Below are 15,311 nucleotides of genomic sequence, written 5' to 3'. Positions count from 1 at the left end.
AGTCCGAATGCAGCGACCAAAACAAGCCACTTAGGATCACGCTGATAGTCCGGGTACCAGCCCGGATGCCCCTGCTTGTCTCATTTCTTCAAAATAAGAGCTGCAGCTTGTGGCTACTGCTCTGGTTATAGCCATGACGCGGGTTGAAGCCCGCGCCACAGCCTCTTCGTTACAGCGGTTCTACGGTTACAGCAGCTGAATCACACGCCGCTCGAAAGCAACATGTTACGGATGTGACCGATGGCCTTAGTCGGGTTCAGGCCTTTCGGACATACGTTGACGCAGTTCATGATGCCCCGGCAGCGGAAGACGCTGAACGGGTCATCGAGCGAAGCCAGACGCTCGGACGTCTTGGTGTCACGGCTGTCTGCCAGGAAGCGGTACGCTTGCAGCAGAGCAGCTGGACCCAGGAACTTGTCCGGGTTCCACCAGAAGGACGGGCACGAGGTCGAGCAGCAGGCGCACAAAATGCACTCGTACAGACCGTCGAGCTTTTCACGCTCTTCAGGGGACTGCAGACGCTCGATGGCCGGAGCCGGCGTGTCGTTCTGCAGGTAAGGCTTAACCTTCTCGTATTGCTTGTAGAAGATGCTCATATCGACAACCAGGTCACGGATAACCGGCAAACCTGGCAGCGGACGAACGATCAACTTGTTGCCTTTTACGACAGCGGACAGCGGCGTGATGCACGCCAGGCCGTTCTTGCCGTTGATGTTCATGCCGTCGGAGCCGCAGACGCCTTCACGGCAAGAGCGACGATAGGAGAAACCCTCGTCCTGCTCTTTGATCAGGGCCAGCACGTCCAGCACCATCAGGTCCTTACCACCGGTATCGACCTGGAATTCCTGCATGAACGGCGCAGCGTCCTGATCAGGGTTGTAGCGATAAACACTGACTTGCAACATGGCGATCACCCTTAATAAGTCCGGACTTTAGGTTCGAAAGTCGGAACAGTCTTCGGCGAGAAGTTTACGGCACGCTTGGCGACGCGCTTCTCACCCGGGAAGTACAGGGTGTGGCACAGCCAGTTTTCGTCGTCACGGTCTTCAAAGTCTTCACGGGCGTGAGCGCCGCGGGACTCTTTACGTACTTCGGCCGCGATGGCGGTAGCTTCAGCCACTTCCAGCAGGTTTTGCAGTTCCAGAGCTTCGATACGCGCGGTGTTGAAAGCTTGCGACTTATCGTTGATCTTCACGTTGGCGATGCGCTTGCGCAGATCGGCCAGCTGGGCAATACCCTTCTGCATGTATTCGCCAGTACGGAACACACCGAAGTAGTTCTGCATGCAGCTTTGCAGCTCGCGACGCAGGGTTGCCACGTCTTCGCCATCGGTACGGCCGTTCAGCGCGTTCAGACGCGACAGGGCAGCCTCGATGTCGGCTTCGGTAGCGTCGTCGTACTCGATGCCGTCGGTCAGCGCCTTTTCCAGGTGCAGGCCGGCAGCGCGACCGAATACCACCAGGTCGAGCAGCGAGTTGCCGCCCAGACGGTTGGCACCGTGTACCGATACGCAAGCCACTTCACCTACGGCGAACAGGCCAGGAATGATCTGATCCACGCCTTCGGCGTTCTGGGTGATCGCCTGACCATGAATGTTGGTGGCAACGCCGCCCATCATGTAGTGGCAGGTCGGAACAACCGGAACCGGAGCAACCACCGGGTCAACGTGAGCGAAAGTCTTCGACAGTTCGCAGATGCCTGGCAGACGGCTGTGCAGCACTTCCTCGCCCAGGTGGTCGAGTTTGAGCATTACGTGGTCGCCATTCGGACCGCAACCGTTGCCGGCGATGATTTCTTTAACCATCGAGCGGGCAACCACGTCACGACCAGCCAGGTCTTTCGCGTTCGGAGCATAACGCTCCATGAAACGCTCGCCGTGCTTGTTGATCAGGTAACCACCTTCACCACGGCAACCTTCGGTCACCAGTACACCGGCGCCGGCGATGCCGGTCGGGTGGAACTGCCACATTTCGATGTCTTGTACCGGTACGCCAGCACGCAGAGCCATGCCGACGCCGTCACCGGTGTTGATCAGGGCGTTGGTGGTGGAAGCGTAGATACGGCCGGCACCGCCAGTGGCCAGTACGGTGGCCTTGGCGCGGATGTACGAAGTTTCGCCGGTTTCGATGCAGATCGCGATCACACCAACGAACTCGCCTTCCTGGTTTTTCACCAGGTCAACAGCGTAGTACTCGTTCAGGAACGTGGTGCCGGCTTTCAGGTTGCCCTGATAAAGGGTGTGCAGCAGCGCGTGACCGGTACGGTCGGACGCTGCGCAGGTACGGGCAGCCTGGCCGCCTTTACCGTAGTCCTTGGACTGACCACCGAACGGACGCTGGTAGATACGACCTTGCTCGGTACGCGAGAACGGCAGACCCATGTGGTCCAGCTCGAAAACGGCAGCCGGGCCTTCCTGACACATGTATTCGATAGCGTCCTGGTCACCGATGTAGTCGGAACCCTTGACGGTATCGTACATGTGCCAGCGCCAGTCATCGTTCGGGTCAGCGGACGCGATGGCGCAGGTGATGCCGCCCTGGGCGGATACAGTGTGCGAACGGGTCGGGAAAACCTTGGTGATCACCGCAGTCTTGTGACCGCCTTGTGCCAGTTGCAGCGCAGCGCGCATGCCGGCACCGCCACCACCAATAATGATGGCGTCGAAAGAAATCGTTGGAATGTTAGCCATGACTCAGATACCCCAGAGAATCTGCACACCCCAGACGAAGTAAGCGAACATCGCAACGCCGCATACTGCCTGGAAAAGGAAACGTACTGCGGTCGCGGACTTGCCCAGCGCCATTGGCGTCAGGTAGTCGGTCGCGATGGTCCACATGCCGACCCAGGCGTGAGCGCCAAGGGCAACGAGGGCCAGCAGACTGAAGATACGCATCCCGTTGTGAGCGAACAGGCCGTGCCACTGCTCATAGCCGATGCCCGGATTCACTGCAAGGTATCCGATCAGAAAGATGAAATAAGCCGCGAGAACAACCGCAGACACACGTTGCGCCATCCAGTCATAGAGGCCCGAACGCGAAAGGTTCGTAACGCTGGTTACCATATCCAAACTCCTGCCAGAACGATCAGCACCACGGAAACGGCGATGATAATTTTCGAGCCCAGGCGGCCGCCTTCCAGCGTCTCACCGATGCCCATATCCATGATCAAGTGGCGCACACCGGCTACCAGGTGATACAGCAGAGCGGACAGGAGGCCCCATGCTACGAACTTGGCCAGCGGGCTGGTCAAGCATGCCTTCACGTCGGCAAAACCTTCCTCGGAACCCAGAGACTTGCCCAATGCATAAAGCATGAAGCCGATACCCAGGAAGAGGATGATGCCGGAAACACGGTGAAGAAACGACGTAACGCCGGTGATGGGGAGTTTGATGGTCCTTAGGTCTAGGTTTACAGGTCGTTGGCTTTTCACGGCTTTTTTTTCACACTGAAGAGCCCCTAACAATCAGGGCAAAGTTGTTGGGGAGTGCACTGGTCAGGTAACCACCACCCAGGGATGCGACCCCCAATAAAGCAGGCCCAAAAGCCCTTGGCGGTCGGTGGCCGAGTATAGACAGTTAGGCTACTAATGACAACGCAATCACCTACCCCAAATAGCTGATTGCACAAGTCGTATAAAAGGCGTAAATGGCAGGCAATTTCGAGGAAAAAGTGCGCTTAAAGCCTTCTGGAGCAAGACTTTAGGCAAATTGACATTCGAATTTATCTCACTATAGTGGTGCGGGCCCTGCGTGGGGGGTCTGTCTGATGGTTCAAGCATAAATAGGAGGCCACATGGCTGACAAAAAAGCGCAGTTGATCATCGAGGGCGCAGCCCCCGTCGAGCTGCCCATTTTAACCGGCACCGTTGGTCCCGATGTAATTGATGTTCGGGGCCTGACGGCCACGGGCCGCTTCACTTTCGACCCGGGTTTCATGTCGACCGCCTCGTGCGAATCGAAGATCACCTATATCGACGGCGACAACGGCATTCTGTTGCACCGCGGCTACCCGATCGAACAGCTGGCTGAAAAGTCGGACTACCTGGAAACCTGCTACCTGCTGCTCAATGGCGAATTGCCGACCGCAGAACAGAAGGCCCAGTTCGTCAGCACCGTGAAAAACCACACCATGGTTCACGAGCAGCTGAAAACCTTCTTCAACGGCTTCCGTCGCGACGCCCACCCGATGGCCGTCATGTGCGGTGTAGTCGGCGCCCTCTCGGCCTTCTACCACGACTCCCTGGACATCAATAACCCGCAGCATCGCGAAATCTCCGCGATCCGTCTGGTTGCCAAGATGCCGACCCTGGCAGCGATGGTTTACAAGTACTCCATGGGCCAACCCATGATGTACCCGCGCAACGACCTGACGTACGCGGAAAACTTCCTGCACATGATGTTCAACACCCCGTGCGAGATCAAACCGATCAGCCCGGTACTCGCCAAGGCCATGGACCGGATCTTCATCCTTCATGCCGACCACGAGCAGAACGCATCGACCTCCACCGTGCGTCTGGCGGGCTCTTCGGGTGCCAACCCGTTCGCCTGTATCGCCGCCGGTATCGCCGCACTGTGGGGCCCTGCCCACGGCGGTGCGAACGAAGCGGTTCTGACCATGCTTGACGAGATTGGTGATGTGTCCAACATCGACAAGTTCATCGCCAAGGCCAAGGACAAGAACGATCCGTTCAAGCTGATGGGCTTCGGTCACCGCGTTTACAAGAACCGCGATCCACGCGCGACTGTGATGAAGCAGACCTGCGACGAAGTACTGAAGGAACTGGGCATCAACAACGATCCGCAACTCGAACTGGCCATGCGCCTGGAAGAGATCGCGTTGACCGACCCGTACTTCATCGAGCGCTCGCTGTACCCGAACGTCGACTTCTACTCGGGGATCATCCTCAAGGCGATCGGCATTCCTACCAGCATGTTCACCGTGATCTTCGCACTGGCCCGTACTGTGGGCTGGATTTCGCACTGGAAAGAAATGCTCTCCAGCCCGTACAAGATTGGCCGTCCGCGCCAGTTGTACACTGGCTACGAGTCGCGTGATATCACCAAGCTGGAAGATCGCAAATAAGGCTTGTCTTGCGATAACGTCTTGAAGTTGTATCGGGAACGGCCTCTTATATAGAGGCCGTTTTTGTTTGTTTGGTCGCAGCGGCCTGGGGGCCGACTGTTTTTTTGGGGGTTTGGGTGTATATCCGTTGCTGCGGTAACGGCCTCTTATGGTTTCGCTCTTACAGCGAGTTACCTTTTCCAGACGCCGAAAAGGTAACCCAAAAGGCTTTGCCCCGGCGTACGGCACTTCGCTGAGGCTCAGTGTTCCCTCGCTACGGTGCCCATCAGGGGGCATCGCCTCCGGTTTGCTTCGCTGCACCTCCTCTCGATGTATGCGGCTTCGCCGCATGGCGCTGCGCGCCTAACCCCCTGATGGACACCTACGCTCGGCCTGCCGAAGGGGCAAAAAATCAAAAGCTACATCAAGAGCCAGATCAAAAGATCGCAGCCTTCGGCAGCTCCTTGTATCTCGACTATCGCTCCGTCAGGAGCGATAGTTCTCGACTGATCATCGAGGGAGGGACTTGGAAGCCGTGCAGCTCCTTAGGCTTTTTGCCTGTGATGTAGATCGTGCTCCAGCCCTCCACACTCACTCATATAGTTCGAACGGTATCTTGGGCCCGTCTCTGGCGAGAGCTCGCATTCGCAAGGTTGGACAGAGTGCAGTGATGATCGAAAACGGATCAATGGAGAGACAGTCATGTCCAGTTTCGTCGGTGTCGATGTCGCTAAAAATACCTTTGATATCGCCACGCACTTGCCGAACGGCAAGCACAAAACCAAGGCCAAGCTGCCTAATAACTCGAAGGGTTTCAAAGAATTTGAAGCTTGGTTGAACAAGCAGGTCGAGCCTACAGCCTTGATCGTGATGGAAGCCACCAGCATCTATCACCTGGAACTTGCCGAGTTCGTCTACAGCAAGGGTTACCGGGTCTGTGTCGTCAATCCGGCCACGACCCATGCTTACGCCGACAGCGAGTTACGCCGGATCAAAACCGATAAAAGCGACGCCAAACTGATCGCTGATTTTGCTCGGGAAAAGGCTGAAAAGCTTCAGCTTTGGGCACCGGAGCCACTGAAATACCGCCAACTGAAGGCGATGGTGCGTCGGCTGGATGATCTTCAGGAAATGGAACAGATGGAGCTCAATCGTCTGGATGTGTCCGACGAAAAGGTCAAAGACTCGATCAACTCCGTTCTGCGCCACATCGAAAAAGAGATCGCTGAAACGCACAAAGCGATCAAGAAACACATCGACGATGATCCGGACATGCGCCAGATGCGCGACTTGATCGTGACCATCGACGGTATCGGGCAGAAAACCCTTGAGCGGCTGCTGGCCGAACTGGGCGACCTGCGCAAATATGACGACCCTCGCAAACTGGTCGCTGCTGCGGGGTTGAACCCAAAGCTGCAGGACTCGGGAAAGCTCAAAGGCAGAACAGTGATTTCCAGGATCGGATCGGCTCGCGTCCGCGCGGGTCTGTACATGCCAGGCCTGGTAGCGCTGAAGCACAACGAGGCGATCATCGCCATGAAGGAACGCTTGAAGGCCAATGGCAAGGCGCCCAAACAGATCATCTGTGCAGCCATGCGCAAGTTGCTGCACTTCGTTTACGGAGTGCTCAAATCGGGCCAACCATTTGACCCGAAATTGGCACTTGCCCGGTAAGGGGCAAGACGGTATCTACATGGGGGTGTATTCAGTTGGAGATTGATCGGCTGGCAGGACGCATTCGCGAGCAAGCTCGCTCCCACAGTGGGATTGGGTGTGTTCAGTAAAAGATTGGTCGGCTGGCAGGACGCTTTCGCGAGCAAGCCTGCTCCCACAATTGGATTGGGTGCATTCAGTTAGAGATTGGTCGGCTATCAGGCCGCCATCGCCAGCAGGCTGGCTTCCACAGTATTGATTGTGCAAGCTCATGCGGCGCAGCCGCCCCACTCCAGGATGAGCGCAAGCTCGGCTGTCGCTCTTGATCTTGATCTTGATCCACGGGCGACGTCGGAAGGCTGAGTGGAGGGATTGATCCGGGGGTGGGAGCGCAGCGACCGTTTGGCGAAGCCAAACACAGCGAGAGGAGGTGCAGCGAAGCAAACCGGAGGCGCTGCGCCCGGATCAATCCCGGAGCGAAGGGACCCCGAGCCTTAGCGAGCGGGCCGAACGTAGGAGCAAGCGTTTTTTTGCTTACTTTTTTTAGGCGTTTGTAAAAAAAGTGAGTCGCCGTAAGGGCGAAACCCTAAGCAGCCGTTACCGCAGCAACGGATATGTACCCAATTCCAGCCCGATAACCGCCCACAAAAAAAATGCCCCGATCTCTCAACCGGGGCATCTCACTTAATCAGCGCTTAGTGCGAAACCGCCCCACTCGCCCCCAACCCAGTCTGCGAACGCACAAACTGCGGAAAGAACAGCGCCCGCTCGTTCTCGGCCGCCGCCGACTTATCGGTGATCGAGAAGAACCAGATACCGATGAACGCAATGATCATCGAAAACAACGCCGGGTATTCGTAAGGGAAGATCGCCTTCTCGTGATGCAGAATCTGCACCCAGATGGTCGGGCCAAGGACCATCAGTCCCACCGCACTCACCAGCCCCAACCAGCCACCGATCATCGCACCGCGGGTGGTCAGCTTCTTCCAGTACATCGAAAGCAGCAGTACCGGGAAGTTGCAGCTTGCCGCAATGGAGAACGCCAGACCGACCATGAACGCGATGTTCTGGCTTTCGAACAGGATGCCCAGACCAATCGCCAGCACCGCCAAAGCAATGGTGGTGATCTTCGAGACGCGAATCTCATCCTTGTCGTTGGCCTTGCCCTTCCTGATCACGCTGGCATACAGGTCGTGCGACACCGCCGATGCACCAGCCAGAGTCAGGCCCGCTACCACCGCCAGAATGGTCGCGAACGCCACCGCCGAGATAAAGCCGAGGAAAATGCTGCCACCCACGGCGTTGGCCAGGTGCACCGCCGCCATGTTGTTGCCGCCGAGCAGCGCGCCCGCAGCATCTTTAAAGGCCGGGTTGGTGCTGACCAGCAGGATCGCGCCGAAGCCGATAATGAAGGTCAGGATGTAGAAGTAGCCAATGAAACCGGTTGCATACAGCACGCTCTTACGGGCTTCTTTAGCATCACTTACAGTGAAGAAGCGCATCAGAATGTGCGGCAGGCCCGCGGTACCGAACATCAGGGCCAGGCCCAGGGAGAACGCCGAAATCGGATCTTTCACCAGACCGCCCGGGCTCATGATCGCTTCACCTTTAGGGTGAACCTTGATCGCCTCGGAGAACAGCATGTTGAAGTCGAAGTTGACGTGTTTCATCACCATCAGTGCCATGAACGAAGCACCGGACAGCAGCAACACCGCCTTGATGATCTGCACCCAGGTGGTCGCCAGCATGCCGCCGAACAGCACGTACATGCACATCAGCACACCGACCAGAATCACCGCAACATGGTAGTCCAGACCGAACAGCAACTGGATCAGTTTGCCGGCACCGACCATTTGCGCGATCAGGTAGAACGCCACCACCACCAGCGAACCGCAGGCAGACAGGGTGCGAATCTGGGTTTGCCCGAGGCGGTAGGACGCCACGTCGGCAAAGGTGTATTTGCCCAGGTTACGCAAGCGCTCGGCGATCAGGAACAGAATGATCGGCCAGCCCACCAGAAAGCCGATCGAGTAGATCAGACCGTCGTAGCCGGAAGTGAACACCAGCGCGGAAATCCCCAGGAAGGATGCCGCCGACATATAGTCACCGGCGATCGCCAGACCGTTCTGGAAACCGGTGATCTTGCCGCCTGCCGCATAGTAATCGGCCGCCGAGTTGTTTTTCTTCGAGGCCCAGTAGGTGATGTACAGCGTCGCGCCGACGAAAGCCACGAACATCAGGATTGCAGGAATATTCAGTGGCTGTTTGGCCACTGCACCTGTCAGCGCGTCAGCCGCCCAGACACTCGGCGCGAAAGCTGAAACACTCAAAAGAGCCAGTAGACGCCGGATCATTGCTGAGCCTCCTTGAGAATCGCATTGTTCAGGTCGTCGAACTCGCCATTGGCGCGGCGCACGTAGATACCGGTGAGGACGAATGCTGAAAGAATCAGCCCGACACCGATCGGAATGCCCCAGGTAATCGAGGATTCAGGACTGAGCTTCGCGCCGAGTATGTGCGGCCCGTAAGCGATCAAAAGGATGAAGCCAGAGTAAAGCCCGAGCATGATCGCCGAGAGTATCCAGGCGAACTTTTCTCTTTTTCTCACCAGCTCCTTGAAGCGCGGGCTGTTTTGAATCGAGAGGTAAATGCTGTCGTTCATTGTTTTTATCCTCGCAGCACAGATTATTGTTGGAACGTATCCACTGTATGCGGCTGCGGAACGGCTTCCAGACGACCTTAGTATTAGAACGACATGACGTTTTCGCCAATTTTCGGACGCTAATTAGCCGAAAGAATTTGAAAGAGGCGTTAAAACAGCCGTAAACCCTGCAGGTGAGGGTTGCCCAGAAACAAATGTAGGAGTGAGCCTGCTCGCGATGGCGTTGTATCAGTCGACATTTGTATCAACTGAAAGGACGCTATCGCGAGCAGGCTCACTCCTACAGGGGAGCTGCGTTGAGCGGAGTTATTTGGTCCAGTCAGCCACGCGATCCGGGTGCTTGGCGACCCAATCCTTGGCCGCCGCGTCAGGCTTGGCGCCGTCCTGGATGGCCAGCATGACTTCGCCGATCTCGTCTTTCGACGCCCACTGGAAGTTTTTCAGGAACTTGGCGACTTCCGGAGCCTTGGTCGCGAGCTCTTTGCTACCGATGCTGTTCACGGTTTCAGCCGCGCCGTACACGCCTTTCGGGTCGTCGAGGAAGCGCAGTTTCCACTTGGCGAACATCCAGTGCGGTACCCAACCGGTGACGGCAATCGATTCGTTCTTCTTCTCGGCACGGGTCAGCTCGGCAATCATGCCGGCGCCGGAACTGGCCTTGAGGGTGTATTTGTCGAGGCCGTAATCCTTGATCGCCTGATCGGTTTTGAGCATCACGCCTGAACCGGCGTCGATGCCGACGATGCGGTTCTTGAAGGTGTCGTCGGTCTTGAGGTCTTCGATCGATTTGGCCTTGACGTACTCCGGCACGATCAGGCCGATTTTCGCGTCCTTGAAGTTCGGGCCGTAATCGACGACCAGATCCTTGTTCTTCGTCCAGTAATCGCCGTGGGTCACCGGCAGCCATGCCGAGAGCATCGCGTCGAGTTTGCCGGTGGCCACGCCTTGCCACATGATCCCGGTGGCGACGGCCTGCAGCTTCACGTCGTAACCGAGTTTCTGCTTGATCACTTCGGCCGCCACGTGGGTGGTCGCGACGCTGTCGGACCAGCCGTCAACGTAACCAATGTTCAGGGTCTGTTTTTCAGCGCTGGCGAATGTGGAACTCATCGCAAGCACCAAAGCGGCACCTGCGCCTAAAAGTCGTCGCATCTTCATCGTTTACTTCCCCGAAATGCTGCGCCCGACGGATGCCGGGCATCGTCAACGTATTGTTATGGTGCACAGCGCCCCCATCACGCCTGACCGCAAACTTGCTCGAATGCCAGTGGAGTACTGACGCTTTCGATCATCGGCCTGACGCCCGCAGCGACCTGCTCTGTCAGCGACCTCAATACACCGAGAAACGACATCAGAAGGCCATTAATCGCCTCGGAATAATTGGCGCCAGACAATCCGCCCGAACTTTGCATGTGCAAAGCATGCAGGCCACCAACCCGCGGATAAATGCAGGTAACATGCGTCGCTTTGCAGCCACTCGGCCTGACCATGTCCGCGACTTCCCGCTTCCCGTTTGTTCCTTATCTCTTCGCCTGCCTGCTCGGCCTGTTTGCCCTTGGCGGTTTCTGGTACGGCCTCGGCAAACCGGTGATTCTGCCGGACGCTGCGACCCCGACGCACAAGTTGCAATGCGCCTCCTACACGCCGTTCGACAAGGATCAATCGCCGTTCGACGTGCCGTTCAAACTGCGCCCGGAACGCATGGACGCCGACCTCGCCCTGCTGGCGACGCGCTTCGAATGCATCCGCACCTACTCGATGACCGGCCTCGAAGCCCTGCCGGATCTGGCGCGCAAGCACGGTCTGAAGTTGATGATCGGCGCCTGGGTCAACAGCAACCCGGTGGACACCGAGAAAGAAGTCGACCTGCTGATCGCCTCGGCCAACGCCAACCCGGACGTGGTCAGTGCGGTGATCGTCGGCAACGAAGCGTTGCTGCGCAAGGAAGTCACCGGCGCGCAACTGGCGAAGCTGATCAACAAGGTCAAAAGCCAGGTCAAACAACCGGTCACCTATGCCGATGTCTGGGAGTTCTGGCTCAAGCACCCGGAAGTCGCGCCGGCGGTGGATTTCCTGACCATTCACTTGCTGCCGTATTGGGAAGATGACCCGTCAAACATCGACGTCGCTCTGCAACACGTGGCGGATGTGCGTCAGGTGTTCGGCAACAAATTCGCGCCCAAGGACGTGATGATCGGCGAGACCGGCTGGCCCAGTGAAGGCCGCCAGCGTGAGACCGCCCTGCCGAGCCGGGTCAACGAGGCCAAGTTCATTCGCGGTTTTGTCGCGATGGCCGAGAAGGAAGGCTGGCATTACAACCTGATCGAAGCGTTCGACCAGCCATGGAAACGGGGCAGCGAAGGTGCGGTCGGCGGTTACTGGGGCCTGTTCGACGCCGATCGACAGGACAAGGGCGTGCTCGCTGGACCGGTGACCAATGTGCCGTACTGGAAGGAATGGTTGGGCGTCGGTGGGCTGATTTTCCTCGGCACCCTGCTGCTCGGTGGCCGGGTGCGCACCACGCAATCGGCATTGATCCTGCCGCTGCTCGGTGCGCTGGCAGCCTGCTCGATCGGCGCCTGGGGTGATCTGGCGCGAGTGACCACGCGGTTTGCCAGCGAATGGCTGTGGGTCGGCTTGCTGACGGCGTTGAATCTGTTGGTGCTGGCGCATGCCGCGCTGACCTTGAGCAACCGTCAGGGTTGGCGTGAACGCGCGTTCCATCTGCTGGAACGGCGTGCTGGATGGCTGGTTGCCGTGGCCGGTTTTGCGGCGGCGGTGATGATGCTGGAGATGGTGTTCGACGCGCGTTATCGCAGTTTCGCCAGCATGGCGTTCATCCTGCCGGCGCTGGTGTATGTGTGCCGTCCGGTCAGCGTGCCACGCCGGGAAATCGCCCTGCTGACCTTTATCATCGGTGCCGGCATTGCGCCGCAGCTGTATGTAGAAGGATTGTTGAATCAGCAGGCGTGGGGCTGGGCGCTGGTCAGCGGGTTGATGGTGGCGGCACTTTGGCGCTGCCTGCGGGTTCGCTAAGGCTGATCTCCAGAGGCCAGTCTGGCCACTTCGCGAGCAAGCCCGCTCCAACATTTGATCGGGTTCCTCCAGTTGGAATGCAATCAAATGTGGGAGCGGGCTTGCTCGCGAAGGCTGACTGTCAGGCGCTGCGGGATGCCCGAACCAACCGCAATCCGCCAATCACCAGCGCAAACACCGCCAACGTCGTGTTGTACAACGCCAGCGCCGGCAACCCGAACACCAGCGCCAGCACCGCCAGCCACCACCCTGCCCGCCCGGGCAGCACAAAACCCAGCAGCGCCGCACCCAGCGCGGTCCAGCCCAGTACCTTGAAGTGAATCATCAGCCCCAGGTTCGAGCGCACCGTGCATTCCCAGCGGCTCGCTTCGTCGACGCAGATGCCGACCCACTGCCCATCCTCCATGAAGCCATAACGTGCGCCATAACTGGCGGCCAGCCACAGCGGCAACAGCACGAGCAACAGAATCACGGGCAAGCGGCGGGACATGAAACTCTCCAATCAACGAAATCGGCGGCCAGCTTAATCTGCCCGCACGCGTTGGCAAGCACTAACAACTGTTAACTGGTCATCCGCGCCTTGCAAAGTGTATCGTCCAGCTACTATTACTCCGAATTCTGCCTGTTTGGTGCCGAGGCATGGCACTTTGGCGCGAGCCCGGTGGTCATAGCCTGCGAACTTCATTCGGCACCTTCCTTTAAGGGATCCAGTCATGCTCCGTTCCTTGCGCTTCGCCGCGCTGTTCAGCGGCCTTATTCTGAGTGCGTCCGCACTGGCGGTGGATATCGATGCCGCCAGTTATGGCTATCCCCTGACTAACCCGTTCGAGGCGACCATCGCCACCACGCCACCGGACCTGCGCCCGGAGTTGCCGTCGAACGACGAGATTAATCAGTCCGACCACAGCATCACCCTGCGCCCGGAACGGGCCTTCATTCTCCCGGACAATTTCTGGGCGGTAAAAAAACTCACCTACCGCATCGCCGAGCAGGACAAACCGGCGCCGCTGATCTTCCTGATCGCCGGCACCGGCGCGCGCTATGACAGCACGCTCAACGAATACCTGAAGAAGCTCTACTACAAGGCCGGTTACAACGTCGTGCAGTTGTCGTCGCCAACCAGCTTCGACTTCATCAGCGCCGCTTCACGCTTCGCCACCCCGGGCATCACCAAGGAAGACGCCGAAGACATGTACCGGGTGATGCAAGCCGTGCGCGCGCAACATCCGAAACTGCCGGTCACCGAGTACTACCTCAGCGGCTACAGCCTCGGCGCCCTGGACGCCGCGTTCGTCGCACATCTGGACGAGACCCGACGCAGCTTCAACTTCAAGAAAGTCCTGCTGCTCAACCCGCCGGTCAACCTCTACACCTCGATCAGCAACCTCGACAAACTGGTGCAGACCGAAGTAAAGGGCATCAATAACAGCACCACCTTCTATGAACTGGTGCTGAACAAGCTGACCCGCTACTTCCAGCAGAAAGGCTACATCGACCTCAATGACGCCCTGCTCTACGACTTCCAGCAGTCCAAGCAGCACCTGACAAACGAACAGATGGCGATGCTGATCGGCACTTCGTTCCGTTTCTCGGCGGCCGACATTGCCTTCACCTCCGACCTGATCAACCGTCGTGGGCTGATCACTCCGCCGAAGTTCCCGATCACCGAAGGCACCAGCCTCACGCCGTTCCTCAAGCGTGCGCTGCAATGCGACTTCGACTGCTACCTGACCGAACAGGTGATTCCGATGTGGCGCGCGCGCACTGACGGCGGCAGCCTGCTGCAACTGATCGATCAGGTCAGCCTGTACGCACTCAAGGATTACCTGCACGACAGCCCGAAAATCGCCGTCATGCACAACGCTGATGACGTGATCCTCGGCCCTGGCGACCTCGGTTTCCTGCGCAAGACCTTTGGCGATCGGCTGACCGTTTACCCACTGGGCGGCCATTGCGGCAACCTTAACTACCGCGTCAACAGCGACGCCATGCTGGAGTTTTTCCGTGGCTAAATATCTCCTGCTGATTGCAGCGCTCCTCAGTGCAGGCGTGGCCCAGGCCGACAACAGCAAAGCCAATGCGCCAGTGGTGGTCGACAGCGACGGCTTCAAGGAGCCGCTGTCCAAACTCAAGTTCAACCCGGGGCTTGACCAGCGTGAGTTCGAGCGCTCGACGCTCAACGCGCTCAACGTTTACGACCCGCTGGAGTCGTGGAACCGCCGCGTCTACCACTTCAACTACCGCTTCGACCAATGGGTGTTCCTGCCGGTGGTCGACGGTTATCGCTACGTGACGCCGAGTTTCCTGCGCACCGGGGTGAGCAACTTCTTCAACAACCTCGGCGATGTGCCGAACCTGGTCAACAGCCTGCTGCAGTTCAAGGGCAAGCGCTCGATGGAAACCACCGCGCGCCTGCTGCTCAACACCACCATCGGCATTGCCGGCCTGTGGGATCCGGCGACCGCCATGGGCCTACCGCGCCAGAGCGAAGACTTCGGTCAGACCCTGGGCTTCTACGGCGTACCGGGCGGTGCCTACTTCGTGTTGCCGATCCTCGGCCCGTCGAACATTCGCGATACCGCCGGCCTGGCCGTGGACTACACCGCCGAATCGGCGATCAACTACCTGAACGTGTCGGAAGTCAGCTCCAACCACCCGGAAGTCTGGGCCCTGCGCGCGGTCGACAAGCGCTACCAGACCAACTTCCGCTACGGTCAGATGAATTCGCCGTTCGAGTACGAGAAAGTGCGTTACGTCTACACCGAGTCGCGCAAGCTGCAGATCGCCGAGTAACCTCGGCGACAACAAAAAAGGGCCATTCGATGCGAGTCGAATGGCCCTTTTTCATGGCACTGTCGCGTCCTGAATAAGGTTTACACCTTCTGACCAATCTTCAGGAG

The 15,311-nt window shown here is 58.2% G+C and carries 13 protein-coding genes; 5 read left to right on the top strand and 8 right to left on the bottom strand.

The features are described 5' to 3' along the window. Positions 1 to 200: 200 nt before the first annotated feature. The 4 genes from AC1RBR_RS08295 to sdhC are packed head-to-tail and all read right to left on the bottom strand — an operon-like array spanning position 201 to position 3,429. Complete coding sequence (locus AC1RBR_RS08295) at positions 201 to 905, bottom strand: succinate dehydrogenase iron-sulfur subunit (protein WP_003223007.1); 705 nt, start codon at positions 903 to 905, stop codon at positions 201 to 203. A gap of 11 nt (positions 906 to 916) precedes the next feature. Next, on the bottom strand, positions 917 to 2,689 hold the full coding sequence (sdhA, locus tag AC1RBR_RS08290; RefSeq protein ID WP_007962857.1) for a succinate dehydrogenase flavoprotein subunit: 1,773 nt from the start codon (positions 2,687 to 2,689) through the stop codon (positions 917 to 919). A 3-nt stretch (positions 2,690 to 2,692) separates the two neighbouring features. Further along, on the bottom strand, positions 2,693 to 3,061 hold the full coding sequence (sdhD, locus tag AC1RBR_RS08285) for a succinate dehydrogenase, hydrophobic membrane anchor protein (protein ID WP_095139417.1): 369 nt from the start codon (positions 3,059 to 3,061) through the stop codon (positions 2,693 to 2,695). Further along, entirely contained in the window at positions 3,055 to 3,429 is a 375-nt protein-coding gene (gene sdhC / locus AC1RBR_RS08280; RefSeq protein ID WP_047292829.1) for a succinate dehydrogenase, cytochrome b556 subunit, read from the bottom strand. Before sdhC ends, sdhD begins: the two co-directional genes overlap by 7 nt. A 362-nt stretch (positions 3,430 to 3,791) precedes the next feature. Here sdhC and gltA point away from each other — a divergent pair, with 362 nt between their 5' ends. Then, a complete protein-coding gene (gene gltA / locus AC1RBR_RS08275; protein ID WP_003222994.1) occupies positions 3,792 to 5,081 on the top strand; it encodes a citrate synthase in 1,290 nt (429 codons plus the stop codon). 681 nt (positions 5,082 to 5,762) lie between these two features. Then, positions 5,763 to 6,734, top strand: coding sequence for an IS110 family RNA-guided transposase (locus tag AC1RBR_RS08270; protein ID WP_492563214.1), 972 nt, complete (start codon positions 5,763 to 5,765; stop codon positions 6,732 to 6,734). A 674-nt stretch (positions 6,735 to 7,408) separates the two neighbouring features. Here the strand turns inward: AC1RBR_RS08270 and AC1RBR_RS08265 are convergent. The 3 genes from AC1RBR_RS08265 to AC1RBR_RS08255 form a co-directional block, all read right to left on the bottom strand. Continuing rightward, positions 7,409 to 9,067, bottom strand: coding sequence for a cation acetate symporter (locus AC1RBR_RS08265; protein WP_095139416.1), 1,659 nt, complete (start codon positions 9,065 to 9,067; stop codon positions 7,409 to 7,411). Then, on the bottom strand, positions 9,064 to 9,375 hold the full coding sequence (locus AC1RBR_RS08260; protein ID WP_095139415.1) for a DUF485 domain-containing protein: 312 nt from the start codon (positions 9,373 to 9,375) through the stop codon (positions 9,064 to 9,066). Before AC1RBR_RS08260 ends, AC1RBR_RS08265 begins: the two co-directional genes overlap by 4 nt. Positions 9,376 to 9,681: 306 nt before the next feature. After that, positions 9,682 to 10,533 (bottom strand): glycine betaine ABC transporter substrate-binding protein, encoded by an 852-nt coding sequence (locus AC1RBR_RS08255; RefSeq protein WP_095139414.1) that lies wholly within the window; start codon positions 10,531 to 10,533, stop codon positions 9,682 to 9,684. Between the two features lie 288 nt (positions 10,534 to 10,821). Between AC1RBR_RS08255 and AC1RBR_RS08250 the strand changes: the two genes are divergently transcribed. Next, positions 10,822 to 12,411, top strand: a complete 1,590-nt coding sequence (locus AC1RBR_RS08250) for a glycoside hydrolase family 17 protein (protein WP_492563796.1) — start codon at positions 10,822 to 10,824, stop codon at positions 12,409 to 12,411. A 121-nt stretch (positions 12,412 to 12,532) separates the two neighbouring features. Here AC1RBR_RS08250 and AC1RBR_RS08245 read toward each other — a convergent pair whose 3' ends face one another. Continuing rightward, the gene (locus AC1RBR_RS08245; protein WP_096796230.1) at positions 12,533 to 12,901 is read right to left on the bottom strand and encodes a hypothetical protein; all 369 of its coding nucleotides are present in this window, start codon (positions 12,899 to 12,901) and stop codon (positions 12,533 to 12,535) included. A gap of 223 nt (positions 12,902 to 13,124) precedes the next feature. On the opposite strand from AC1RBR_RS08245, the gene AC1RBR_RS08240 reads away from it, so the two are divergent. Both AC1RBR_RS08240 and AC1RBR_RS08235 read left to right on the top strand, forming a co-directional pair. Beyond that, entirely contained in the window at positions 13,125 to 14,423 is a 1,299-nt protein-coding gene (locus tag AC1RBR_RS08240; protein ID WP_095139410.1) for a serine/threonine protein kinase, read from the top strand. Beyond that, complete coding sequence (locus tag AC1RBR_RS08235; protein ID WP_095139409.1) at positions 14,416 to 15,204, top strand: MlaA family lipoprotein; 789 nt, start codon at positions 14,416 to 14,418, stop codon at positions 15,202 to 15,204. Before AC1RBR_RS08240 ends, AC1RBR_RS08235 begins: the two co-directional genes overlap by 8 nt. The last annotated feature ends 107 nt before the right edge of the window (positions 15,205 to 15,311 follow it).

It is taken from the genome of Pseudomonas sp. GW823-FHT01D03 (assembly GCF_058798255.1).
Note: the sequence above shows the minus strand (reverse complement) of the source record. Positions and strands in the feature narration are given on the sequence as shown.

Coding starts and splice junctions, on each gene's coding strand:
- AC1RBR_RS08295 (WP_003223007.1), bottom strand. CDS start 905: ATGTTGCAAGTCAGTGTTTATCGCTACAACCCTGATCAGGACGCTGCG.
- sdhA (WP_007962857.1), bottom strand. CDS start 2,689: ATGGCTAACATTCCAACGATTTCTTTCGACGCCATCATTATTGGTGGT.
- sdhD (WP_095139417.1), bottom strand. CDS start 3,061: ATGGTAACCAGCGTTACGAACCTTTCGCGTTCGGGCCTCTATGACTGG.
- gltA (WP_003222994.1), top strand. CDS start 3,792: ATGGCTGACAAAAAAGCGCAGTTGATCATCGAGGGCGCAGCCCCCGTC.
- AC1RBR_RS08270 (WP_492563214.1), top strand. CDS start 5,763: ATGTCCAGTTTCGTCGGTGTCGATGTCGCTAAAAATACCTTTGATATC.
- AC1RBR_RS08265 (WP_095139416.1), bottom strand. CDS start 9,067: ATGATCCGGCGTCTACTGGCTCTTTTGAGTGTTTCAGCTTTCGCGCCG.
- AC1RBR_RS08260 (WP_095139415.1), bottom strand. CDS start 9,375: ATGAACGACAGCATTTACCTCTCGATTCAAAACAGCCCGCGCTTCAAG.
- AC1RBR_RS08255 (WP_095139414.1), bottom strand. CDS start 10,533: ATGAAGATGCGACGACTTTTAGGCGCAGGTGCCGCTTTGGTGCTTGCG.
- AC1RBR_RS08250 (WP_492563796.1), top strand. CDS start 10,822: ATGCAGGTAACATGCGTCGCTTTGCAGCCACTCGGCCTGACCATGTCC.
- AC1RBR_RS08245 (WP_096796230.1), bottom strand. CDS start 12,901: ATGTCCCGCCGCTTGCCCGTGATTCTGTTGCTCGTGCTGTTGCCGCTG.
- AC1RBR_RS08240 (WP_095139410.1), top strand. CDS start 13,125: ATGCTCCGTTCCTTGCGCTTCGCCGCGCTGTTCAGCGGCCTTATTCTG.